Origin of the sequence: Flagellimonas algicola (assembly GCF_005937185.1) — a bacterium.
Lineage (GTDB): Bacteria > Bacteroidota > Bacteroidia > Flavobacteriales > Flavobacteriaceae > Flagellimonas > Flagellimonas algicola.
The window spans coordinates 369,015-392,269 of record NZ_VCNI01000001.1; the positions used below are offsets into that span (position 1 = coordinate 369,015).

Consider the following 23,255-nt stretch of genomic DNA (forward strand, 5'->3'; position numbering starts at 1 on the left):
ATCTCAGCTAGGGTTAATTGTGTTTTGCGTCATTGATTTCAATCCAATAGCCCTCAGGGTCTTGGAGGTATATTTGAAGAACGCCATCCGTGCGATGATCGCTAATGCGTCCTTCTTTTCCCTTCCAATCATAAAAGGGCACTTCTTTTTCTTTTAAATGCGATATGAGGTCTTCCAAGTTTTGGGTGGACAGGCATAGGTGCAAGCTCTTATCCCTTTCAAAATCCTTAAATTCTTCCCTAATCAAATGTAATTGGGTATGTCCGGCAATGCGGAACCAACGACGATTGGGATTGTTTCCTGGGAACGGGATTTCTTCCAGTTTTAGAACATCCCGGTAATAATCACCCATAGTCCCAATGTCCTTTACGGGGATGGCCTTATGGTCAAACTTAAAGTCAAAACCAGCTTTGGGAACTGCTTTAAATTGGGTTTTCAGATACACCTGTTTCCATTCCCCATTGTCATAACTTCCGATGGTCAGATTATAGGTGTTGTCATCAACGTACTCCCAAATATCAGTCACCACAGACTTTCCATAATCGTAGGTATAAATTAAATCCTTGCCCTTGGCTACAACAGTCCCTTTGGTTACTCCTCCAAAAACATCGAATTCCCAGAACTTTATAGTTCCAGAATCTTTGTCATATTTACGAATCCCATGATTCCTGGGGCCGTAGGTAGTCCGTTCTTGGTTGGTATGCCCATCGGCCTCTGCAATTACAAGCACGTTGTTTATGTCGTATCTAAAAGTAATGTCTTGCTTAAAGACTGAACCATCTCCCCAGTTTCCTTCCGCACTCCAAGTTTTTCCAATAAAGGGGTCAAACATGGATAAGTGGTTTTCCTGACCTTGCAAGTGTAGTAAGCCTGCAAAAAGCAGGCTTAACAATGTGATTTTTTTCATTTGGTTTTTAGTTGTTTCCAATAGGGGGAGGACCATCTATCATGGCCTCGTATTTTTCATCCCCTTTTCGGGTTTTAAATTCCTCCTTGACCTTAGTTACCAGTTTTGGATTTTCGAATAGATCTGCCATGGTCATGGCCATAGCCTTGGTGGCGTAGACCATTCCTTTATGTCCAATACTCATTCCGCCACAGGCTACCACCGCCCAAGAATGCCAAGGCGTATCTTTGGGAGCCACGGTAACACTAAGATTGATGTTGGGAACATTCCAGCTTACATCCCCCACATCAGTAGAACCACCTCCAGGATTCTTTTCCGTTTCCCTTAGAGGTTCAATCTTACTGTCCATGCCTACTTCAGGTTTTCCGGTGGCTTTTTGTATACCTTTTCCGAAAGCAATTTCTTCTTCGGTATAGGTGATTGGCCCTAGCAATTCCAAGTTTTTTTGCATGATTTCACCTCCTGCACGATTTACAAGTACTTCGTAAATTCCAGAAACCAACGAGATTTTATAATCCACATCGGCCATGATGGCAGCGCCCTCGGCCATTTTCTTGACCCGTTCATAGGTGGGAAGCATTACTTTTCTTTTGGGATCACGAACCCTTACCCAAATTTTGGAATAATCTGGAACCACATTCACGACCTGTCCACCATCCTGTATATGGTAATGGATACGAGAGGTAGGTTTGATATGCTCACGGTAATAGTTCATTCCGGTAGTGTAAAGCTCAAGTGCATCAGAGGCACTACGTCCGTTCCAAGGGTCGGCTGAGGCATGAGCTGCCTGACCATAAAACTCCACGATAAAATCAATAAGGGATAATCCACTTTGTACATCGGCTTCAATATTGGCTCCAGGATGCCAGCTCACGTTTACGTCTACATCGTCCCAGAGTCCAGCTTCTACCATCCAAACCTTGGCAAAATACTTTTCCTCGGCAGGGGTACCCAAAAACTTAACGGTGCCTTGGAGTTTACCAGATTCAATTTGTTCTTTAATAGCGATGGCGGCACCCAAACTAGCAGCACCAAACATATTATGGCCACACCCATGTCCCGGAGCTCCATCGATTCTGGGATCCTTGGTAGGCACTGTTTTTTGCGACAGGCCGGGAAGGGCATCAAACTCACCCAAAACACTAATGACCGGCTTACCGGAGCCATAGGTAGCGGTGAAGGCAGTGGGAATATCAGCAACGCCACGAGTGACTTTAAGTCCTTTTTTTTCAGCATAATCCGCAAGAACTTCTGCAGATTGGGATTCATTGAAAGCTGTTTCGGCCAAGGCCCAAATGGAATCGCTTATTTGGATTAGATTTTCTTTATGATTTTCCACGGATGCCACAATGGCTTTTTTAGTGGAATTCATTTTTTGTGCATTTAGGCTTACGGAAAGCAAACCAAGTAACACAAGGGTAGAGAGTTGTTTCATTATAGTGATATTTGAATTAGTCCAATGGTAAATTTCAGCTGGTAGTCCCAAGCTAAAAAGATGGTCTATCCGTTAGGATATAAACGAATACTAAAAATACTGAAAAAGCATTAACCGACCGCCGCTTTATACACTTTTAGACAGCGCTCTCTGGCCATTTGATGATTCACCATTTCTGGGGGATAGCTAAGTTCTTGAAATTCAGGCACCCATTTTTTAATATACTTCCCTTGTGCATCAAATTTGGTAAGCTGATGTGTGGGATTGAAAATCCGGAAATAGGGAGCGGCATCTACCCCGGAACCTGCAGCCCATTGCCAATTGCCCACATTGCTGGCCAATTCATAGTCCAATAGTTTAAGGGCAAAATAGGCTTCTCCCCAACGCCAGTCAATCAACAGATGTTTGCATAAAAAACTGGCCACTACCATCCGAACCCGGTTGTGCATGTATCCTGTGGAATTTAGTTGCCGCATACCAGCATCCACCAGTACATACCCGGTTTTTCCTGTTTTCCAAAGATTAAACTCGGCTTCGCTGTTTCGCCATGAAATATTATCATATTTGGGTTTAAAAGCTTTGGTGACGGTGTGTGGAAAGTGCCATAGAATCTGCATAAAAAATTCACGCCAAATAAGCTCGCTTAAAAAGGTCTTGTTTTCTGATTTTATGGCTGCCCGCACAACCTCTCGGACGGATATGGTTCCAAACCTTAAATGGGGGCCGAGTCGGGAAGTACCTTTATCCAAGGATGGAATATTTCGGGTTTCCTCGTAGTTGTTGATTATACCTTCATCCAGAATAAAATCCGCTACTTGCATCTTGGAACGTTCAAAACCAAGAGCGTCCAAATCAAGGAACGGAAGTCCTTCTGATTCATAGAACTTGTGGATATTATCGGAATCGTACTTTTTTAAATGTACAGATGGATTGAAAAGCGCCATCCACCGTCTTTTATAAGGCGTGTAAACTTTGTAGGGGAGTCCACCTCCATTACGTATCTCGTCCTTTTCAAAAATGACCTGGTCTTTATAGGTTTTGAAAGCTACCTTATGCTGATGTAGTAAGTCCTTAATTTCTTGATCTCGTTTTACGGCATAAAGCTCGTAGTCATGGTTGGTGAATACCGAGTTTATTGGATACTTTTTGAGTAGTGCGTCAAAAACTTCCGTGGGATTACCATGGTAAATACCAATACCGCTGTTATGATGGTTGTTTAACTCACGATTTAGTTGACACAATTGGTCGTGAATGAAAGTCACCCGGGCATCGGCTTTGGGCAGTGCATCCAATATTTCGGTGTCAAATATGAATATAGGTAATACACGCAATCCACTTTCAAGGGCATGGTATAAGCCTGTATTATCTTCCAGACGCAGGTCACGCCTAAACCAAAATATGGCAATGGACTCACTCATTAGTACGAATTAACAATTGGTTGGCTTAGCGATATAACTTTCGGGGTAAAGTGCTAAACAGTTTTTAAAACCAAGAATTGGTCGTCGGTTTGGGGTTCACCGAATAAATTTTCCAGCTTTTGCTTGCGATATTCAAAAATCTGGTTCAGTTGCCGTTTGATAAATAGAGAATGCATCAATTCACCAATAAACCCAAAAGGCAGTGCGTAATCCACAATATCTTCCATTAGGACACCATTTCCGTGTTCTTTGATAAAATGTTTGTGATGCCAAAATGCATAAGGCCCACGGCGTTGCTCATCCACAAAATAATGACCATGTTCCATATGCGTAATTTCGGTTACCCAACGCACCTTGAAGTAGGGGAAGGGTCTAACGGTATATGAAATGATTTGACCTGGAAACATTGGCCTATCGGTACCCGAAAGAATCTTGAAATCCATGTGTGATGGGGTAATGGAACTGAGATTTTCAGGATTGGAAAGAAATTCCCAAGCTTCCATCAAACTGATGGGAAGAAACTGTTTTGAATGGAGCTTATGTAATTGCATAATATCAAAGATACTAAAAATGTTTAACATGATTATAAAAAAGTTAAACAAAATACCAACTCGATTGATTAACAGTATATTATACCAAAATTGTAACTTGGAAGATATAATTAAAGGTTGACTGCAATGAAATGTTTATGTCAAATACTTTTGTCTTTCTTGCTAGTATCCGCAGCACATGGGCAAATTAGCTTGGAAAAGATTGCTGATTTACCTGGGACCATCAACGAGACCTCCGGACTTATATACTTTGACGGCAAATTAATTAGCCATAATGATTCTGGTAGTGATGCAGCACTTTATGAACTTGACCCGGCGGATGGTTCTATAATTAGGACGGTGGCCTTGACCAACGCAACTAACATAGACTGGGAAGATTTAACCCAGGATTCAAATTACATCTATATAGGGGATTTTGGTAATAGCAAAGGAGACCGGACCGATTTGACGATTTATAGAATTACAAAATCAGATTATCTTACCTCAAACACGGTTTTTGCCGAGGAAATACACTTTTCTTATGAGGACCAAACCAATTTTACTTCGGATTCTTTTGGCAATTGGGATGCGGAGGCCATGGTTAAGTACGATGACAATCTTATAGTTTTTACCAAACAATGGAAAGATTTGGGGACTGTTGCCTATCGAATTCCCAGCACCCCGGGAACCCATAGTGCAGTCCGTTTAGATACATATCAAGTGGACGGATTGATTACTGGAGCTACTTATGATGCCGATACCGAGCAGCTCGTTTTGGTGGGATATTCACAACTATTGATGCCCTTCTTGGTACAAGCGGAACAACCCCAAGAACCTGCTATTTTTTCTGGGACAATAGCCAAGACATCATTGAATATAGGTATAAATCAGATTGAAGGGGTGACACAATTCAACAATACCTATTACCTAAGTTCTGAGCAGGTTAGAAGACTCATACCTCCAATTTCGGTACCGTCTAGTCTGTTTTCATTGACTTTTTCTGAAGCGCCTACACCAGATCCAGACCCCAACCCCAAACCTGAACCTGAATCACCTACCGGGGGTGAAAGGGAACAGGACCTTATCTTGTATCAGCCCATGGGCACTTTGACCCTTGACTATAATTTGAATGAAGGAACAGATCTCTTTGGATATGCTATATTTGATCTTGGTGGAAAGAAGATTTTGGTTCATGATTTTAATTCCAAACCTCAGGGCTCTATTGACACCTCTTTTTTGCAACCTTCAATTTACTTCATATCATTCCATCTCAGGAGTGGGAGAATTGCGAAACCCTTTATCATAAAATAGTCCGATTTCTTTTATGGATTTCTTAACAAGCCCAACCTCCCTTAATATTTAGCTTTGTTATACTAACGAATCTAAAACACTATTTAAAAATGAAAAAATTAGCATTATTTGTATTTGTAGCACTCCTAACGGTTTCCATGGAAGCACAGATAGACACTCCTGCGCCAAGTCCAAGTTCTGTACTTAAGCAAAAGGTGGGCTTGACCGATGTTACCTTGGATTACTCCAGACCTTCCATGCGTGGCAGAACCATTTTTGGTGATTTGGTGCCTTACAATAAGTTGTGGAGAACAGGGGCCAACTACTATACCAAAATCAGTTTTAGTACTGATGTGACCATTGCGGGTCAGGATGTAAAAGCTGGAACCTATTCCATTTTCACAAAGCCTTCTGCTGAAAACTGGGAGGTATTCTTTTATACCGACACCCAGGGTGGTGGCGTACCCAGCGATTGGGATGATAGCAAGGTGGTTGCAAAAACCACTTCTCCGGTATATAAAATGCCCATGGCTGTGGAAACCTTTACCATTAGCATTGATGACTTGAAAACTTCAGGTGCTAACCTTGGTTTCATTTGGGAAAACACCTATGTAGCGGTTCCGTTTGGAGTTCCAGCTGATGCTACTGTGATGAAGTCCATTGAAAAAACTTTGGCAGGTCCTGGTTTCGGGGAATATTACACGGCTGCAGTCTACTATTTGAATGAGGGCAAAGACATTAACAAAGCCAAAGAGTGGATGGAAAAAGCCATGTCCATGACCGACAATCCAAGATTTTGGCAGTTGCGCCAACAATCTTTGATCTACGCCAAGGCAGGTGACAAAAAAGCAGCTATTGAATCGGCAAAACAATCGTTGACCAAAGCTGAAGCAGCTGGTAATGGAGATTACGTAAAAATGAATAAGGATTCCTTAAAGGAATGGGGAGCACTTTAGTAGCTTTCACTTAAGATTTTGAACCCACGCTTGCGTGGGTTTTTTTATGTCTTGACTGGAGGTTTCCCTAGCAAACCATCAAAACTCTCGATTACAATGGCCAAGACAATGACCAAAGCACAACCAAAGGCATTAAGCCACAGATACGACATCCAGTCCATATACCAACCGATAATCACAATGACTTGGGTTACAATAGCGGCAACAAAAACAGAATTACCCCTTACAAACTTAACAAAGAAGGCCAACATGAATATACCCAATACATTCCCGTAGAAAATGGAACCGATAATGTTTACTAATTGAATCAGATTGTCAAAAAGGTTGGCCACACAGGCAATGATGATGGCCATAATCCCCCATAACAATGTAAATCCTTTGGTGGCCAAAACATAATGTTTTGGATCCTTTTCCTCCTTGTTGTTTCGTTTGTACAAATCCAAAGCCGTAATGGTTCCCAATGCATTCAATTCGGAAGCAGTGGAGGACATTGCTGCTGAAAGGATCACAGCCAGCAATAATCCAATAAGCCCCGTAGGTAAATTATCTAGGATAAAATGGATAAAAACATAGTCCTTGTCGTTGGTTTCAACAGAACCATCCGCTTGCGCAATAAGGGTTTTGGCAGCATCTCGATTGGCTCGTTCCCGTTGGTTGATTTTCATGATATCCAATTCGGCCTGCTGAATGGCATTGTATTCCTTCAATGCAAGGGCAGAGGAGAAGCTTTCTTGCGCTTTTTTCTTTTCTTGCTCCAAGGCCAAATGCCCCTCTTCCAAAAGCTCATAATCCACAGCATATTTTGATTCTTTTACGGCTTCGGTAGCAGCAGGATTGAAATTAAGCGGGGAGGCATTGTACTGATAAAAAACAAAAACCATGGTTCCCACCAAAAGGATAAAAAATTGCATTGGAATCTTGAAGATGCCGTTAAAAATCAATCCTAATTGACTTTCACGAACCGATTCTCCGGATAAGTAGCGCTGCACTTGGCTTTGATCCGTTCCGAAATAGGCCAATGCCAGAAAGAATCCTCCGGTAATACCACTCCAGAAAGTGTACCTATTGTTGGTGTCAAAACTGAAATCCAAGATTTGGAGCTTGTCATTGGCTCCGGCAATTTTTAGGGCTTCACCAAAGGACACCCCGTTGGGAAGGGAACCTAAAATGAAAAAGAAAGCGAAAAACATGCCCACCATGATAATAAACATCTGTTGCTTTTGGGTGACGCTTACTGCCTTGGTTCCTCCAGTAACGGTATAGATAATAACCAGGATGCCAATAATGATGTTTAAGGTTCTTAAGTCCCAGCCCAATACAGCTGATAAGATAATGGACGGAGCAAAAATCGTAATTCCAGCTGCCAACCCTCTTTGAACCAAGAACAAAATGGCAGTCAATGACCTTGTCTTCAGGTCAAATCGACCTTCAAGCATTTCATAGGCCGTATAGACCTTAAGTTTTCTATAGATGGGAATAAAGACCAAACAGATGACAATCATGGCCAAGGGCAATCCAAAATAGAACTGTACAAAGCCCATCCCATCATGGAATGCTTGCCCAGGAGTAGATAAAAAGGTAATGGCACTGGCTTGGGTTGCCATAACGGACAATCCTATGGTCCACCATTTGGCATCATTTCCGCCAAGAACATAGTCTTCCACATTTTTACTTCCACGGGTTTTCCATACACCGTAGACTACAATAAAAAGCAGCGTACTGCCCAGAACAATCCAATCTAATATCCCCATTAAGGTTTAGGTATTAAGGGTCATGATGAAGTAGAAAATCAAAATGTAAATGAAGTTGAGCAGCAATACAATGGAGTATTCCCGTTTCCAAACCCATTTATTTTCCATGTTATCCTTTGACATTACTATCCGTTTTGACTTCGCTCTTACCTATGGACAACATGTTGGCGAAAAGTTTGTATGCACCTGAAACCCCAGCCGGAAGCTCCCTGAAAAAGCTCAAACCTGTGTATATGTAATGGCCTTCTCCGTAGGGGGCAACCAACAGGCTTCCTTCTTTGGCCTCCTCGCCCTCATCCGTCATGGAGAGTACAGGGGTGAACTCAGGACTCCACTCTTTTGGGAAGTAGAGACCTCTTTCCTGTACCCAGCCGTCAAAATCACTTTCTTTAATGGTATTTGGAAAATTGACCAAGGAATGATTGTTGGCAATGATACTTACTGTTGCGTTTTCATCCGTTACACGATCTCTAGAAAGGGTAAGGTCATAGGGCGCAATGTTTTCAAACTGCTTGCTCCATCTACCAGCGGTGTTGTATTGAACAATCATGTTACCACCATTTTGGACATATTCGAATAAAACAGGTTGTTTAAATTTTAGGGATTCCACTACATTATAGGCCCTAATCCCAACTACTACCGCATCATATTTGTCCAACGACCCACTTTGGATATCATTGGGGTCTATAGTATGGACTTGATAGCCAATTTGCTTTAAGCTTTCCGGCACTTTGTCTCCAGCTCCCATGATATATCCTATATGCTCACCTGATTTCTGGATGTTCATCCGGACCACTTTGGCTTCTGCAGGAAGTAAGATAGATTGTTTGGGAACATGGTCATAGGCGATTTCAACAAGTTCTTGATCAAATGTCTGTCCTTCAAGATGGGCTACGGCCTTGATCTTACCCTCATGATCCCCAGCAGGGGGGGTTATTTTAAAAACAATGGCTTGTTCCTGTCCCTTTTGATTTATGGAAAAGGGAGAATTTCTTGGGGAAACTACCCATCCTTCGGGATGTTGGAGCTCCAGTGTTCCCGAGACATTGTTTTTACCAGCCCGTACATGCACCAATACATCTCTGGAAGTAGGGTCAGAGAAGATCAATACCTCCTCCGAAATTTTGGAGGTTACTTGGGGAAGAATCGCAAAGGGCTCATATAATTCCCCTTTATCTGGTTTGGAATACCTATGGATAATCGGTTTTTTGAAATCGATTGTAGACCCAGAGAAATCCAAGCTAAAGTTTGCCGTAAATGCGCTTGGATTTTCTGCTTTACCTATCATATTTTGATCCGAAACCTTGTACATACCAAGGCTCCAAGGAGTAGTTAGCCAATAAGGACTGGAGTTTCCTAGATTATTATTGACCAAAATATCCAAGCTCAAGGTTTCTTTTTTGTTGTTGGACAACTCAAGATTGGGTTCCAATTTTTCTGTGGATTCCAAAACCGAAACTTCCTGAAGTTTGATTTGCTGGGTACTTCGATTCACTATTTCTATATTGAGCTTGGCTTGATCACCGACGGTTGTTGAACCTGAATCAGCACTAACCTCCATATATAATCCAGCACAATCAAGGATAAGTTCCTGTAGCGCTTCGGATTTTAAATTTTTCCAATGTTCGTCTTCAACTGCTTGCAATAATTGATACGCTTGAACGAGGTCTGGAACGTGGACTGAGGGATTGGAATAGTTGAAGTTTTCCTCCACTTTATAAAGGATATCACCAATTGCTTTACCACCCTTAATCCGCGACCAAGTGGTGTTGATTCCATCAAATAAATTGTTGGTAGCCGGAAGATCACCTTTCAACAGTTCCACATATTCGTCTTGACTACCTCTTGTAGTAACTCTTCCGAAACCTTGGCATAAATGGGAACTACTGGCCATGGATGCTATTTCGTTGTTGGACAAACCCAGTTCAGGATAGTATACCCCTACATCCAAGTTCAGCATTTTGGATTTATCTGCTTTTTCAAAGTTTTCTCTACTCCCATAAAACCACCACGAGGTATTAAAAAATACACGTTTGGGTTGCCAGGTTGAGGTTAATTCCAATTGTTCCGGATAAGCATTCGAATCGTTGGCCAAATCAAAAGCTTCCACACTCAGCATAGCTGAGGAAGTATGGTGTCCGTGTGTTGTTCCAGGAGTTCTGTGGTCAAATCGATTAACAATAACATCTGGCTTAATATTCCGAATAGCCCATACCACATCACCCAATACTTTATCCTTGTCCCAAATCTTAAGGGTTTCCGTTGGGTGCTTCGAATACCCAAAATCATTGGCCCGGGTAAACCATTGTTCCCCTCCATCAATACGTCTAGCCGCTAGAAGTTCCTGGGTTCGCAGTACGCCCAAAAGTTCCCGAAGTTCGGAACCAATTAAGTTCTGTCCTCCGTCGCCACGGGTAATGGAAAGATAGGCTGTTCTGGCCTTATCGTGATTGGACAAATAGGAAATCAATCGGGTATTTTCGTCATCTGGATGCGCCGCTACATAAAGGGCGGTTCCCAAGAAGTTCAGTTTCTGAAGTTTGTGATGAATTTCCGTTGAAGAAGGTTTGTCCGGTGCTTGGGAAAATAAAGCTGTGGAAAAGCAAATGACGCTTAATAAGCCAACCCAATATTTTTGCATACCTGATTATTTTGGTGGTTGCGCCAAATATAGAAAGATTAGCCCCAGCCCAAATGCAATTTAGAACATCTTTAACAAGCCATAGACAGCATAAAAATAGGTGATTTATAGACCTAGACTATCCCTTAAGACCATGTCATCATTACTGTTTTGTCCCCAATAGGCTGTTTTAATGGATTTTAACTTGGTAGCTTTCGTGGTCATCTGTTTGGCCTTGGGACCAAACCCACTTTTAAAGGTTTCCGTCCAACTTTCAACGCTATGTGGAAAATCGGTGGTAAAAGTAATGGCCAAGCTACGCTCTAGTTCAGGGTAGTTGATGGTATAAGTGGTCAAACCTTCACCTTGCGCAATTTCCGCCGTGGCATCATAGGCCTTTAAGGGTTTATGTCGTAGACGGGCAAATTCAAGGGACGGGATTATTTGGAGTTCACCTACAGGTAAATCCTGTGGATTGATTCTAATTTTATTCCAAATTTCGTTTTCCAGGATGTTTTTCCGCAAGTTGAGGTTTTGGTCAGCCTCGGACTCAAAATAGGAGTGCGAGGTGAATTCAAAATCATTTCTATTGTTGATTTGGGAATATACGTGTCCACACCACTCTTGCATGGATAGACTGGTCTTGATTGCATGCTGATTATCGTAAACAGGATAAAAAGTACTGCTCATCACCGAATAGGGATAGATTCCGGTGAGATAGTTTTTGGTGGCGTTAAGTTTCAGAACAGATACATTACCTTGATTATTGCCATCTGCTTTTACTTGTTTTTCTGGTAAAAAGGGTTCGGTAACATAGATTAAAACAGCTGTTCCGTCCCTAAGTTCACCGTAACGGGCCTGCTCCAGTTTGTACGAAGTTATTTCCGCATTTCCAGAGTACCAGTAGGATTTAAAGTCTTCGGACAACTTCTTTTTAGGTTTTTTGGGCTTCGCAACCGCCTTTTCGGCATTCAGGGGATTTTCTTTGTTGGACGCCTTGGTGGCATCTACACAGGAATAGATGATTGAAGCGCTCAAAATCCCCAAAAAAGTAAATTTGTACACGTTTTTCATGGCAGTAAATTTCTTTAAAGTTACGAATGAATAGCTAGGAAACCAGTTGCATTAACGTTTTGTAAACTAAATGGGTAGGTAGACCAACTACATTGGTATAAGAACCCTGGATTTCCGAAATTCCAACCATCCCAATCCACTCTTGAATTCCATAGGCCCCTGCTTTGTCAAAGGGTTGGCATTGCTCTATGTAATATTGGAGCTCCTCATTACTAAAATCCATGAACTTTACGTGGGTGGTAGCGCTAACCACTTTTTGCTGTTTTGCCGTGGTAAAGCATACCGAAGTAATCACCTCATGCCAATCACCAGACATCGTTTGCAGCATGTGCATGGCTTCTTCCAGGTTAGGAGCCTTGGCCAAGGACGTTTCCTTATGCCAAACCACAGTATCCGAAGTAATCACAATTTCATTAGGCTCTAAAGTATCCTTAAAAGGTTCCGCTTTTAAAACGGCCAAAAATTCCGAAATCTGGCTGGCCTGAAGTTCTTCCGGATAAATTTCATCCACCGATTTGGGCCTTACCTCAAAGTCCAATCCCAAGTCTTCCAAAAATTTCTTGCGTCTTGGGGAACCCGAACCCAAAATCAATTTATGGTCTTTGAGTTTTTCTTTAAGCGGGTTTTCAATCATTGCTTGCACTGTAATTGTCGTTCCAATCCCCACGGACTTTTAATACCTGTTCAATAATATCCCGAGCACAGCCATCACCACCATTTTTATGGGAAACATAGTCGGAAATAGCTTTGACCTCTACTACTGCATTTTGTGGAGATGTAGCCAAAGCAACCATTTTCATGGGTGGGATATCCGGGAGATCATCTCCCATATAAAGCACCGTCTTTGGATCTATATCATTTATGTCAAGAAATTCTTCCAAAGGTTCTTGTTTATGATGTGCTCCCAAATAAATGTCGGTCACCCCTAAACCTTTAAGTCGTTCTTTAACACCAGGATTGGTACCGCCCGAGATAACACATATCTTGTATCCCTTGGTCAATGCGGTCTTCAGGGCATAGCCATCCTTGACATTCATTTTTCTCAGCATTTCCCCTTTTGTGGTCACAAGCACCGACCCATCCGTAAGAACTCCGTCTACGTCAAAAACAAAAGTGGAAATCTGATGGAGTAGTTCCTTATAGTTCTTTTTCATATTTGGTTTTTATGGCTTTGCTCAATAAGCGATAGATTTCTTGTTCACTGGGATCGCTTATCAAGCTTAAATGTTGGTTCATACTTTTTTCATCACCTCTGCGAGCCGGGCCTGTTTGGGCTTCTTTGGGTGTTAGGGATGTAATTTTATTTGACGTTTCTTGAATCAGGGGTTTTAGCAAATCAAATGAGATCTTGTTCCTGTGGCAAATAGCTTCGCCAATACCATAGAGGTAGTTGGTAAAATTATTGGCAAAAACTGCGGCAAGATGAAGTTGCCTGCGTTGTTCTGTATCTATAAGATGGACTTTGGAAGATATGGCCTGAGCCAAATCTTGTAAAACCCCTAAGCTTTCTTCACTTTGCGATTCCAGACAAATGGGAATGGAATCAAAATCCACGGATTTACCTTTGGTAAAGGTTTGCAAGGGATAGAAAACACCACGATTTTTAGCAGACAAGACATTAATTGGGGTAGCTCCTGAAGTGTGGGCCACGACCCCGTTTTTATCCAGCAAGTGATGGGAAACTTCTTCAATAGCCTGATCGCTAACCGCAATAAGGTAAACATCGGCTTTTGCTATATCCTTGGGTTCGGAACATACTTCCGTATAGCTGGAAAACCACCGCAGATTGCCTTGGTTCCTACCGTAGACCTGAATCAATTGAATGGAATCGGTTTTGCTAAAAGTTTGACACAAATGCTGGGCCAAATTACCGGTTCCCAAAATCACGACGGAAATCATGGCACAAAAATAAGAATGTATTATATCGAAGCTGACAATATTCCAAATTTGTTGTTACGTTCAATGGATTTAGGTATTTCGATTTATGGGAATCTTGGGATATTTTGATTGGAAAATAGCTTAATTTTGCAAGCTAAAATCACGTCCTGTCAGATGATTGACCTCCTTAAAAAGACCCTCTTTTCCACTAAACTTATGGCTGTACTTTTTTTATTGTTTGCAGCAGCTATGGGCATTGGTACTTTTGTAGAAAGTTGGTATAGTACTGAAACCGCACGAATTTACATCTACAACGCCACCTGGTTTGAAGCCATAATGGTGTTTTTCATGATCAATTTTATTGGGAATATCTTTCGCTACCAACTCCTTAGTTGGAAAAAATGGCCGGTCTTGACATTACACCTTTCATGGATTTTGATCATCATTGGAGCATTCGTTACAAGATACATTAGTTATGAAGGGGTAATGCCCATAAGGGAAGGAGCTACCGAAAACCGTTTTTATTCGGACAAGACGTATCTGACCGCTTTTGTAGATGGCGATATCAACGGAGAAACGAAGCGCAGGATTTTGGAGGATGACCTTTTGATTACGGAAGAAGGTATGCGGTCAAGATTACCATGGAAATCGGATTTTAATGGACAACCGTTCACCATTTCCTATGTCAATTTCATTGATGGGGCCAAGGAAGGGTTGATTCCTGATGAGAATGGAAATCAGTATTTGAAGATTGTTGAGTCCGGAGATGGACAAAGACATGAACACTATTTGGAAAGCGGGAAGGTAGCTAGTATACATAACGTGCTGTTTGCTTTGAACAACCTAACCGATGGAGCGATTAATATTCTTTCTGATGGAGAATCCTATCATATAAGTTCTCCTTTTGAAGGTCGATTTATGCGGATGGCGGACCAATTCCAAGGGGAAGTTGCCAAGGATACTACACAGCTATTGCAGTTGCGTTCACTTTATTCCATGGCAGGCATGCAGTTTGTAATCCCGGAACCCTTGGTTAGGGGAAGTTATGGTATAGTGGAGATGCCCAGGAAAGAGGTCACCAAGGAATCCCTGGATGCTTTGGTGGTTGCCATTTCGGTAAACGGGGAAACTGTAAAAAAAACACTTTTAGGTGGTAAGGGTACGTCTAGCTTTTCAGATAAGATAAGGGTAGGGGGATTGGACTTTAGTCTGAGTTATGGTTCCAAGGTCTATGAACTTCCGTTTTCCATAAAGCTGAATGACTTTATTGCTGAAAAATATCCGGGAACCGAAACCGGATATGCGTCTTTTATGAGCAAGATTACGGTAAATGATGAACGTGCTTTTGACTATGACGTTTTTATGAATCATGTACTGGATCATAAAGGATACCGCTTTTTCCAGGCCAGTTTCCATCCGGATGAAAAAGGTACCGTACTCTCGGTCAATCATGACTTTTGGGGTACATGGATAACCTATATTGGGTACTTTCTTCTATACACAGGTCTAATGGGTATCATGTTCTTTGGTAAAACACGATTTAGAGATTTAACCGCTTCCTTAAAAAAAGTATCGAAGAAAAAGAAATCACTAGCTACCCTTATTGCTATTCTTTGCACCCTCAATGCAATTTCCCAGGAACATACCGCAGATGACGGTCATGACCATACGGCAATGCCTACGCAAACAGAAATCGACTCAATATTACAAAGTACTGTTGTTTCTGAGGAACATGCAGAGGCTTTTGGAAAATTGGTGATACAAGATGAGGGAGGGCGGATGAAGCCTATCAATACGTTTTCTTCCGAGCTGCTGCGCAAATTGAGTCTAAAAGACAAGTTTGGGGATATGAATTCTGATCAAGTCTTTTTATCCATGATGCTCAATCCTCCTGCTTGGTACAATGCAGAGTTCATTGCAGTTGATAAAAAAGGAAAGAACGATAGTATTCGCAATGTACTAGGTATTCCCAAGACCCAAAAATTTGTTAAGGCAACCGACTTTTTTGATAACAAGGGTACCTACAAGTTGGGACCGTTTTTAGATGAAGCAACCACGGCGCTTAGCCCGAATAAATTTCAACAGGATTTAAAAGATGCCAACATTCGTCTGAGTCTTTTGGATCAAGCCTTGAGTGGACAAATCATTAAGATATTTCCGCTATTGAATGATGAAAACAACAAATGGATTTCTGCTGTAGCGTATAGGGGAGGACAATATCAAGTTTCGGATTCCTTGTATGCCAATTTCATAAAAAATTCAATGCCTTACTATTTGGGCACGCTTAGAACGGCAATTGCTAAAGGGGATTATTCTCAACCTGACAAATTGTTGGCTGCCTTTAAGCAAAACCAGAGAAATCATGGCTTAGAGGTGCTTCCTAGTGAAAAAAGGATAGAGACTGAAGTTGTCTATAACAAATTGGACATTTTCAATCGATTGTACCAGTATTACGGCATCATTGGACTGTTACTGTTTGTTATTCTCATATGTCAAATTTTTAAGGATAGGGAGATTTGGAAAGCAATGTCTTATGCACTCAAGGGAGTCATAATCATTTTATTTATTTGGCATACGGTGGGCTTAATTCTTAGGTGGTATATCTCGGGACATGCACCATGGAGCGATGCTTATGAAAGTATGCTTTTTGTTGCTTGGGCGACCATGGGCATGGGGATGCTCTTCGTACGAAAAAGCATTTTGACCTTGTCCGCAGCAGCTTTTGTATGTGCAATGTTATTGTTTTTTGCGCACCAAAATTGGATAGACCCTACCATTGGCAATTTGGTTCCTGTTTTGGATAGTTATTGGTTAATGATACATACCTCGGTAATTGTAGGTAGTTATGGCCCATTAACAGTAGGTATGATTTTAGGTGTTGTTTGCATGATATTGATTATTCTGACCACCAAAAAGAATAAAGAGCGGATGGAACTGAATTTAAAAGAACTGACGCTTATTAATGAAATAGTTTTAACCGTAGGACTTGTAATGTTGACCATTGGCAACTTTTTGGGTGGTCAATGGGCCAATGAGAGTTGGGGTCGTTATTGGGGATGGGACCCAAAGGAAACATGGGCCTTAATTTCCATAATGGTCTATGCCTTTGTCCTCCATATGCGTTTGGTTCCTGGTTTGCGGGGTAGGTGGACCTTTAACTTTGCAAGTATAATTGCCTTTGCCAGTATTATGATGACCTATTTTGGAGTGAATTTTTATTTAGTAGGTCTGCATAGCTATGCCAGCGGAGAACAAGTCATAACCCCAAGTTTTATATGGTATACCGTGCTGAGTGTATTTATTTTGGGAGGTGTTAGCTTGTGGAGGTATAAAGTAAATTATGCCAAATAATTTAGGGCGCCCCATTGCGCTTTCAAAAAAAATTGCATCTTTGTAGCATCATGAAGTTATAAGAATTATGTACGCAATAGATGTCACATTGGCCTTTAGGCCGAAAATGTAACCGAAAATCTTCTTTCGGTTTAGTGACGTTTACCCTCTTTTTTTATTCATAATTCTCTTATAATGACTTATTCAAATAAATTATCTCTTAAAAAATTTTTCAATTATTTCTGGATTGCCGTATCCGGGAAAGAAACTGAGTTTACTTCTGGAAGTATTCGCAAGGCCATCTTCATGCTTTCCATACCCATGATTTTGGAAATGCTGATGGAATCCATTTTTGCCATTGTGGATATTGCTTACGTATCCCAGGTGAGCGTCAATGCCGTAGCTACCATTGGGTTGACAGAATCTGTAATCACGTTGGTTTATGCCTTGGCTATTGGGTTGAGCATGGCCGCAACAGCCGTGGTCGCCCGTAGGATTGGGGAAAAAGACGTTCAAGGAGCAAGGATAGCAGCGGTTCAGGCAATCGGTTTGGGCGTACTGATTTCCATTGTTTTGGGAATTGTGGGCATTTTATGGGCGGAAGAAATTCTACAATTGATGGGAGGAGAGCCTGACCTAATTGCGGAAGGCAGCGGATACACTAGGTTATTGATAGGAGGGAACATTACCATCATGTTGTTGTTCTTGATCAATGCCATTTTTAGGGGAGCAGGTGATGCGTCCATTGCCATGTGGACCTTGGTGCTGTCCAATGGACTCAACATTATATTGGACCCCATATTCATTTTTGGAATGGGACCAATTCCGGAGTATGGCGTAATGGGAGCTGCTATTGCTACCAATATCGGAAGAGGTTCTGCTGTTTTGTTTCAGCTGGGAATTCTTTTCTTCGGATGGGGCAAGATCAAGTTGGCCATGAAAGATTTGGTGGTCAATATCCAAGTTATGATCAACCTGATCAAAGTATCGCTCGGTGGAATTGCCCAATTTTTGATTGGGACGTCCAGCTGGGTTTTTCTGATGCGAATCATGTCCGAATTTGGGAGCGAGGTACTTGCCGGATATACCATAGCCATCCGGGTCATCATGTTTACGCTGATGCCTGCTTGGGGTATGAGTAATGCAGCGGCCACCTTGGTAGGCCAGAATCTGGGAGCGCAAAAACCGGATAGGGCAGAAGTTTCAGTTTGGAAAACAGGAAAATACAATGCCTATTTTATGGGCTTGGTATCGCTGGTATATTTAATATTTGCCAAAAGCATTATTTCCCTGTTCAACGATACGCCTAGTGTGGTGGAAAGTGGTGCCCTATGTCTGCAGGTCATTGCCATTGGGTATGTGTTCTATGCCTATGGGATGGTGGTTACCCAAGCTTTTAATGGGGCAGGAGATACCAAGACACCTACCAAAATCAATTTCTTTTCCTTTTGGATGTTCCAACTGCCTATTGCCTATGTTACTGCCTTGGTATTGGACTGGGGTGCTACAGGAGTTTTTGTGGCCATAACAGCGGCAGAGGTATTGCTGGCCGTAATGGCGGTAATCTGGTTCAAAAAAGGAAATTGGAAGAAGGTTCAAGTATGACCTGTTTCGTATCTTTAGCATAAACATTTGCTGATATGAATCCAGAAAAAAAGGGAATCAATACGATATGTACCCATGAAGGTGGCGTTGAGGATGTTTTGTTCAAAGGCGCCACCTCTCCAATTTACACAAGCACATCCTACGCCTTCGAAGATGTGGATGTAAAACGCTATCCAAGATATTTTAACACACCAAATCAGGAAGCGCTGGGGAAAAAACTGGCGGCATTGGAACATGCAGAGCAGGCCATGATTTTTGGAAGTGGTATGGCCGCAATTAGCACGGCATTGTTGACATTTTTGCAAGCGGGTGATCATGTTGTTTTTCAGCAGACTTTGTATGGGGGAACCTATAATCTTGCGGTGACGCAATTGGAAAGGTTCGGTATTTCCTATTCCTTTACCACGGGATGGCAAGTGATGGACTTTGAACGAGAACTTAAGGACAACACCAAACTCATCTATGTTGAGACGCCGTCAAATCCATTGTTGACGATCACAGATTTAGCCGGAGTGTCCAAGCTTGCCAAGTCCAAAGGTATAATGACCATGATCGACAATACGTTTGCAAGTCCCATCAATCAAAACCCAATTGACTTTGGTATTGATGTGGTTTGTCATAGTGCCACCAAATACATGGGCGGGCATTCAGATATCTGCGCCGGAGTTGTGGCCTCATCCAAAGAAAACATGGAAAGGGTATACCAAACGGCAATTTGTTTTGGAGGTAGTCTTAGCGATTATACCGTTTGGCTATTGGAACGCAGTCTGAAAACCATGGGTCTGAGGGTGAAAGAACAAAATGCCAATGCAGCTCAAATGGCTGCTTATCTCATGGAAAATCCAGATATTTTAAATGTGCATTATCCCGGGTTGGAAAGTCATCCTGATCATTTGCTGGCAAAATCCCAGATGAACGGTTTTGGGGGAATGCTTTCCTTTGAACTGAGCGATGAGGTAGACGTTTCCCAATTCTTTAAACAATTAAAACTGATTAAACCCTCCATGAGTCTGGCCGGATTGGAGAGTACGGTCTCGGCTCCTGTGACCACCTCCCATGCGCTAATGAGTCCGGAAGACCGACAAAAACAGGGAATTAGGGATTCTTTGGTTCGTTTTTCGTTAGGAATTGAGAATATTGAAGACCTAACAGGGGATATTGAACAAGCGATAAAGGAGGTTAAATCCATGCAGGTGCATGCATAGCAAACATTCATGAAATTAGATATTTTAGTTTTTGGCGCCCATCCTGATGATGCAGAGCTTGGGGCAGGAGGAACCATTGCCAAGGAAGTGGCAAGAGGTAAAAAAGTTGGAATAATTGACCTGACCCGAGGAGAACTTGGTACTCGGGGAACCGCTGAGATTAGGGATGAAGAGGCGGCGAAAGCAGCAGAGATTCTAGGGGTTGCAGTTAGGGAAAACATGCAATTTGCGGATGGGTTTTTTGTGAATGACAAGAACCATCAAATGGAAATCATTAAGATGGTCCGCAAATATCGTCCAGAGGTGGTGCTTTGCAATGCCGTTGATGACCGGCATATTGATCACGCCAAGGGCAGCCAACTGGTGAGTGACGCCTGCTTTCTGAGCGGTTTGGTAAAAATAGACACCAAGATGGACGGAGATGACCAATGGCAGCAACCTTGGAGGCCAAGAGTGGTTTATCACTTTATCCAGTGGAAAAATCTGGAGCCTGATTTTGTGATGGACGTATCCGGATTTATTGAAAAAAAGACGGAGGCCATTTTAGCCTATAGCTCCCAATTTTTTGACCCCAACAGCGATGAACCAGAAACACCAATCAGCAGTAAAAACTTTATTGATAGTGTAACGTATAGGGCACGGGATATGGGCCGCTTGGTTGGCGTGGAACACGCCGAAGGATTTAATGTGGAACGCTTTGTTGCTATAGATAATCTGGATGCCCTGCTCTAACTAGCTCTTTGATATTTATCCTGCGCTTTGGGAACGGTGAAGAAAAAAGTGGATCCTTTTCGTAAAACGCTTTCCACCCAAATTTCCCCCTTGTTCTTTAGAATCATTTCCCTGCAAAGCGATAGTCCAAGACCGGTTCCTTTTTCATTGTTGGTCCCGTAGGTGGTGATATTGGTGGTATCTGTAAAGATTTTTTTCTGGATTTCCTTGTTCATCCCAATACCCGTATCCCTGATCATGATTTGCCAGTCATTTCTTTTTTCTTCGGCTTCAATGGTAATGAGACCATTCTCCGGTGTAAATTTGATGGCATTGCTCAGCAAGTTTCGAATTACGATATCAATATGGTTCTGATCGGCCCAACCTATGGGATTTTCAGGCAATTGGTTGATGATTTTGATGGATTTTCCGGATGCAACTTCTGAGAGCAGTTGAATGTTGCTATTTACAATTTTGTCCAAAGAAATCCTTTTAGGTTTGGTAGCTACCCCATTTAACTGGGTTTGTCCCCAGGAAAGCAAATTGTTTAAGGTAAAGGAGATATTTTCAACATCGGATTTGAACTTAGGAATGAACGACATAAATTCATTCTTTCCAATTTCACCATCTGTAAAGAGTTTTAACATACCTTGCAAGGCACCAATAGGTCCGCGTAGATCATGCCCGATGATGGAGAACAATTTGGTCTTTGTCTTGTTGATTTCATGAAGTTCAGATTCCCTCTGACTTACCACTTCAGACTTTTGCTGAAGTTCAACATTTAGTTTTTTCTGTATATGGGCGTTTCGCCTTACCATAAAGGTAACTACGCTTAGAACAATGAGAATCATTAGGGCAAAGTAGATGTAACTCCTTTGCTTGGCCAAGGCCAGTCTATTGGATTTGATCAATTGTTCCTTTTCCTGTTCATACTGCAATTTGGTCTTTAACATGGAAAGGCTCTGTCTGTTCTTGTCCCTAAATAAGGAATCGGAAAGTTGTTTGAAAGTTTCCAAATGCAACAAGGCCGTAAGGGTATTTTCTTTGTCCTTATACAATTTGTACAAAGTTTCGGAGCAGTCAATCTGACCCTGCAGGGATTTAATTTTTTTGGATAGAAACAATCCTTCCTTGGCATAGGCCATGGATAGGCTGTCTTTCCCTAAACCATAATATACCTTGGCCATCCCGTTCAACAACTGGATTTTTTCCCGATCATCTTCCAAGTCTTTGTGGAGTAGGCTACTTTGATCGTACCAATACAAGGCCCATTGGAACTTTTTCTGTTCCAAGTAAATACTACCTTTTACCTGATAGGCATAGGCCAACCATTCATAAACCCCATGTTCCTCAAAGCTGGCGATACTCTTGTTGATATTGAACATGGCATGGTCAAAATTTTTAGCATCCTTGAAAAGGGAAGCCATATTGCTTTGGGTTTGTGCATGAAAGATTACATCTCCCAATTTTCGGTTAATCGCTTGCACCGTATCATAGTATACGAGGGCGTTGGTAAAATCCTTTTGATCGGCGTAAAGACTAGCAATGTTTTCATTTAAAATGGACAACATCCTGTTACTTCCAACTTGTTTGGCCACGTCAATCCCTTTTAAATAAAGGTTAAGGGCTTCTGCTACGTTGCCTTCATAATAATATTCATTGGAGAGTGCATTGATGATACTTAGTTCGCAATCCTTGTCCCCTGTGTTTTTTGATAGCTGCCATGCTTCTTGAAGGATAGGCATGGATTTTTTTCGGTTACCCTGATCCGAGTAATAACTCCCCAAATTCTCAAGCGCCCTAATTTCTCCGTGGTCAAACCCAATTGCCTTGCTATATTCCATGGCCCTATTGTTAATGGAAAAGAGGCTATCATTGTTGAAAAACCTGTAGGAATCGGCAAGGTTTATAAGCAATTTGATATGGGTGGTGTCTTTTGGATTAAACCTATTTGTATTCTCCAAACGCTTTAATCGAAATGCCAGGCTATCCCTTTCACCACTTTGGGCGTAGGATGAAAATGCGATAATGAACATAAAGAGCCATACGACTACTTTACCGGGTTGAAAAAGTTCCTGATAGCAATGCTTTTTTTGGGACATGGGGCCTAAAACTAAATGAGACTAAAAATACCCGCGCGAGGCCGCTTTCGAAACTAAATGTTGTGAACATGCAAAAATTGTGTGTTTTGTCTGACAAAATGCGCATTTCATCGATGTTTTGGTTGGATTAGCCCGTCCTAGTTGGTAATTCCATCGGAGATTTAGTTGAGCTGAAATTGGCTTGACGGGATGTTTGTTTGAGACAAAAAGCTGGAAAAGAATGCTGTTGAACAGAACATCAAAAACTTTTTCGATTTAATTGGTTGTGAAAGGTGAATTTCTTTTGATAGAAAAAATAAAAAGAAGTATTTTTGCCTCCGCTTTAAATGGTGGTTGTAGCTCAGCTGGTTAGAGCGCTGGATTGTGGTTCCAGAGGTCGCCGGTTCGAACCCGGTCTTCCACCCTAATAGCAAAGCCCTCCGTTAGGATGGGCTTTTTTTTGT

At 41.9% G+C, this 23,255-nt stretch carries 17 protein-coding genes and 1 tRNA gene; 7 read left to right on the forward strand and 11 right to left on the reverse strand.

The features are described from left to right. Positions 1–13: 13 nt before the first annotated feature. From FGG15_RS01595 to FGG15_RS01610, 4 genes are all read right to left on the reverse strand, one after another. Positions 14–907, reverse strand: coding sequence for a VOC family protein (locus tag FGG15_RS01595; RefSeq protein ID WP_237561716.1), 894 nt, complete (start codon positions 905–907; stop codon positions 14–16). A 7-nt stretch (positions 908–914) separates the two neighbouring features. After that, positions 915–2,342, reverse strand: coding sequence for an amidohydrolase (locus FGG15_RS01600; protein WP_138832527.1), 1,428 nt, complete (start codon positions 2,340–2,342; stop codon positions 915–917). A gap of 110 nt (positions 2,343–2,452) precedes the next feature. Then, a complete protein-coding gene (locus tag FGG15_RS01605) occupies positions 2,453–3,760 on the reverse strand; it encodes a cryptochrome/photolyase family protein (RefSeq protein WP_138832529.1) in 1,308 nt (435 codons plus the stop codon). Between the two features lie 53 nt (positions 3,761–3,813). Continuing rightward, positions 3,814–4,311, reverse strand: a complete 498-nt coding sequence (locus tag FGG15_RS01610; RefSeq protein WP_138832531.1) for an SRPBCC family protein — start codon at positions 4,309–4,311, stop codon at positions 3,814–3,816. Between the two features lie 126 nt (positions 4,312–4,437). Between FGG15_RS01610 and FGG15_RS01615 the strand changes: the two genes are divergently transcribed. Further along, positions 4,438–5,601, forward strand: coding sequence for a T9SS C-terminal target domain-containing protein (locus FGG15_RS01615; protein ID WP_237561717.1), 1,164 nt, complete (start codon positions 4,438–4,440; stop codon positions 5,599–5,601). Positions 5,602–5,690: 89 nt separating this feature from the next. After that, the gene (locus FGG15_RS01620; protein WP_138832535.1) at positions 5,691–6,536 is read left to right on the forward strand and encodes a DUF2911 domain-containing protein; all 846 of its coding nucleotides are present in this window, start codon (positions 5,691–5,693) and stop codon (positions 6,534–6,536) included. Between the two features lie 44 nt (positions 6,537–6,580). Here FGG15_RS01620 and FGG15_RS01625 read toward each other — a convergent pair whose 3' ends face one another. The 6 genes from FGG15_RS01625 to FGG15_RS01650 form a co-directional block, all read right to left on the reverse strand. Next, on the reverse strand, positions 6,581–8,287 hold the full coding sequence (locus tag FGG15_RS01625) for a sodium:solute symporter family protein (RefSeq protein WP_138832537.1): 1,707 nt from the start codon (positions 8,285–8,287) through the stop codon (positions 6,581–6,583). Positions 8,288–8,396: 109 nt separating this feature from the next. Next, positions 8,397–10,928 (reverse strand): PIG-L family deacetylase, encoded by a 2,532-nt coding sequence (locus FGG15_RS01630; protein WP_138832539.1) that lies wholly within the window; start codon positions 10,926–10,928, stop codon positions 8,397–8,399. Positions 10,929–11,033: 105 nt separating this feature from the next. Further along, positions 11,034–11,981 (reverse strand): septum formation inhibitor Maf, encoded by a 948-nt coding sequence (locus FGG15_RS01635; protein WP_138832541.1) that lies wholly within the window; start codon positions 11,979–11,981, stop codon positions 11,034–11,036. 34 nt (positions 11,982–12,015) lie between these two features. Continuing rightward, positions 12,016–12,615, reverse strand: coding sequence for a Maf family nucleotide pyrophosphatase (locus FGG15_RS01640; protein ID WP_138832543.1), 600 nt, complete (start codon positions 12,613–12,615; stop codon positions 12,016–12,018). Continuing rightward, positions 12,608–13,135: a KdsC family phosphatase gene (locus FGG15_RS01645; protein ID WP_138832545.1), complete on the reverse strand. Its 528-nt coding sequence runs from the start codon at positions 13,133–13,135 to the stop codon at positions 12,608–12,610. The genes FGG15_RS01640 and FGG15_RS01645 overlap by 8 nt, the downstream gene beginning before the upstream one ends. Continuing rightward, positions 13,119–13,880, reverse strand: a complete 762-nt coding sequence (locus FGG15_RS01650; RefSeq protein ID WP_138832547.1) for a Rossmann-like and DUF2520 domain-containing protein — start codon at positions 13,878–13,880, stop codon at positions 13,119–13,121. Before FGG15_RS01650 ends, FGG15_RS01645 begins: the two co-directional genes overlap by 17 nt. 153 nt (positions 13,881–14,033) lie before the next feature. Between FGG15_RS01650 and FGG15_RS01655 the strand changes: the two genes are divergently transcribed. The 4 genes from FGG15_RS01655 to bshB1 all read left to right on the forward strand — a co-directional run bounded on the left by FGG15_RS01655 (position 14,034) and on the right by bshB1 (position 20,731). After that, positions 14,034–17,210, forward strand: a complete 3,177-nt coding sequence (locus tag FGG15_RS01655; RefSeq protein ID WP_138832549.1) for a cytochrome c biogenesis protein CcsA — start codon at positions 14,034–14,036, stop codon at positions 17,208–17,210. Positions 17,211–17,384: 174 nt separating this feature from the next. Further along, positions 17,385–18,794, forward strand: a complete 1,410-nt coding sequence (locus tag FGG15_RS01660) for an MATE family efflux transporter (RefSeq protein WP_138832551.1) — start codon at positions 17,385–17,387, stop codon at positions 18,792–18,794. 35 nt (positions 18,795–18,829) lie between these two features. After that, positions 18,830–19,999: a trans-sulfuration enzyme family protein gene (locus FGG15_RS01665; protein WP_138832553.1), complete on the forward strand. Its 1,170-nt coding sequence runs from the start codon at positions 18,830–18,832 to the stop codon at positions 19,997–19,999. Positions 20,000–20,008: 9 nt separating this feature from the next. After that, positions 20,009–20,731 (forward strand): bacillithiol biosynthesis deacetylase BshB1, encoded by a 723-nt coding sequence (bshB1, locus tag FGG15_RS01670; RefSeq protein ID WP_138832555.1) that lies wholly within the window; start codon positions 20,009–20,011, stop codon positions 20,729–20,731. On the opposite strand, the gene FGG15_RS01675 is transcribed toward bshB1, so the two are convergent. Then, on the reverse strand, positions 20,728–22,812 hold the full coding sequence (locus FGG15_RS01675) for a tetratricopeptide repeat-containing sensor histidine kinase (protein WP_138832557.1): 2,085 nt from the start codon (positions 22,810–22,812) through the stop codon (positions 20,728–20,730). The two genes, bshB1 and FGG15_RS01675, sit on opposite strands and share 4 nt — an antisense overlap. Positions 22,813–23,140: 328 nt before the next feature. On the opposite strand from FGG15_RS01675, the gene FGG15_RS01680 reads away from it, so the two are divergent. After that, positions 23,141–23,216, forward strand: a tRNA-His gene (locus FGG15_RS01680). Positions 23,217–23,255 lie beyond the last annotated feature (39 nt).

Coding starts and splice junctions, on each gene's coding strand:
- FGG15_RS01595 (WP_237561716.1), bottom strand. CDS start 907: ATGAAAAAAATCACATTGTTAAGCCTGCTTTTTGCAGGCTTACTACAC.
- FGG15_RS01600 (WP_138832527.1), bottom strand. CDS start 2,342: ATGAAACAACTCTCTACCCTTGTGTTACTTGGTTTGCTTTCCGTAAGC.
- FGG15_RS01605 (WP_138832529.1), bottom strand. CDS start 3,760: ATGAGTGAGTCCATTGCCATATTTTGGTTTAGGCGTGACCTGCGTCTG.
- FGG15_RS01610 (WP_138832531.1), bottom strand. CDS start 4,311: ATGCAATTACATAAGCTCCATTCAAAACAGTTTCTTCCCATCAGTTTG.
- FGG15_RS01615 (WP_237561717.1), top strand. CDS start 4,438: ATGAAATGTTTATGTCAAATACTTTTGTCTTTCTTGCTAGTATCCGCA.
- FGG15_RS01620 (WP_138832535.1), top strand. CDS start 5,691: ATGAAAAAATTAGCATTATTTGTATTTGTAGCACTCCTAACGGTTTCC.
- FGG15_RS01625 (WP_138832537.1), bottom strand. CDS start 8,287: ATGGGGATATTAGATTGGATTGTTCTGGGCAGTACGCTGCTTTTTATT.
- FGG15_RS01630 (WP_138832539.1), bottom strand. CDS start 10,928: ATGCAAAAATATTGGGTTGGCTTATTAAGCGTCATTTGCTTTTCCACA.
- FGG15_RS01635 (WP_138832541.1), bottom strand. CDS start 11,981: ATGAAAAACGTGTACAAATTTACTTTTTTGGGGATTTTGAGCGCTTCA.
- FGG15_RS01640 (WP_138832543.1), bottom strand. CDS start 12,615: ATGATTGAAAACCCGCTTAAAGAAAAACTCAAAGACCATAAATTGATT.
- FGG15_RS01645 (WP_138832545.1), bottom strand. CDS start 13,135: ATGAAAAAGAACTATAAGGAACTACTCCATCAGATTTCCACTTTTGTT.
- FGG15_RS01650 (WP_138832547.1), bottom strand. CDS start 13,880: ATGATTTCCGTCGTGATTTTGGGAACCGGTAATTTGGCCCAGCATTTG.
- FGG15_RS01655 (WP_138832549.1), top strand. CDS start 14,034: ATGATTGACCTCCTTAAAAAGACCCTCTTTTCCACTAAACTTATGGCT.
- FGG15_RS01660 (WP_138832551.1), top strand. CDS start 17,385: ATGACTTATTCAAATAAATTATCTCTTAAAAAATTTTTCAATTATTTC.
- FGG15_RS01665 (WP_138832553.1), top strand. CDS start 18,830: ATGAATCCAGAAAAAAAGGGAATCAATACGATATGTACCCATGAAGGT.
- bshB1 (WP_138832555.1), top strand. CDS start 20,009: ATGAAATTAGATATTTTAGTTTTTGGCGCCCATCCTGATGATGCAGAG.
- FGG15_RS01675 (WP_138832557.1), bottom strand. CDS start 22,812: ATGTCCCAAAAAAAGCATTGCTATCAGGAACTTTTTCAACCCGGTAAA.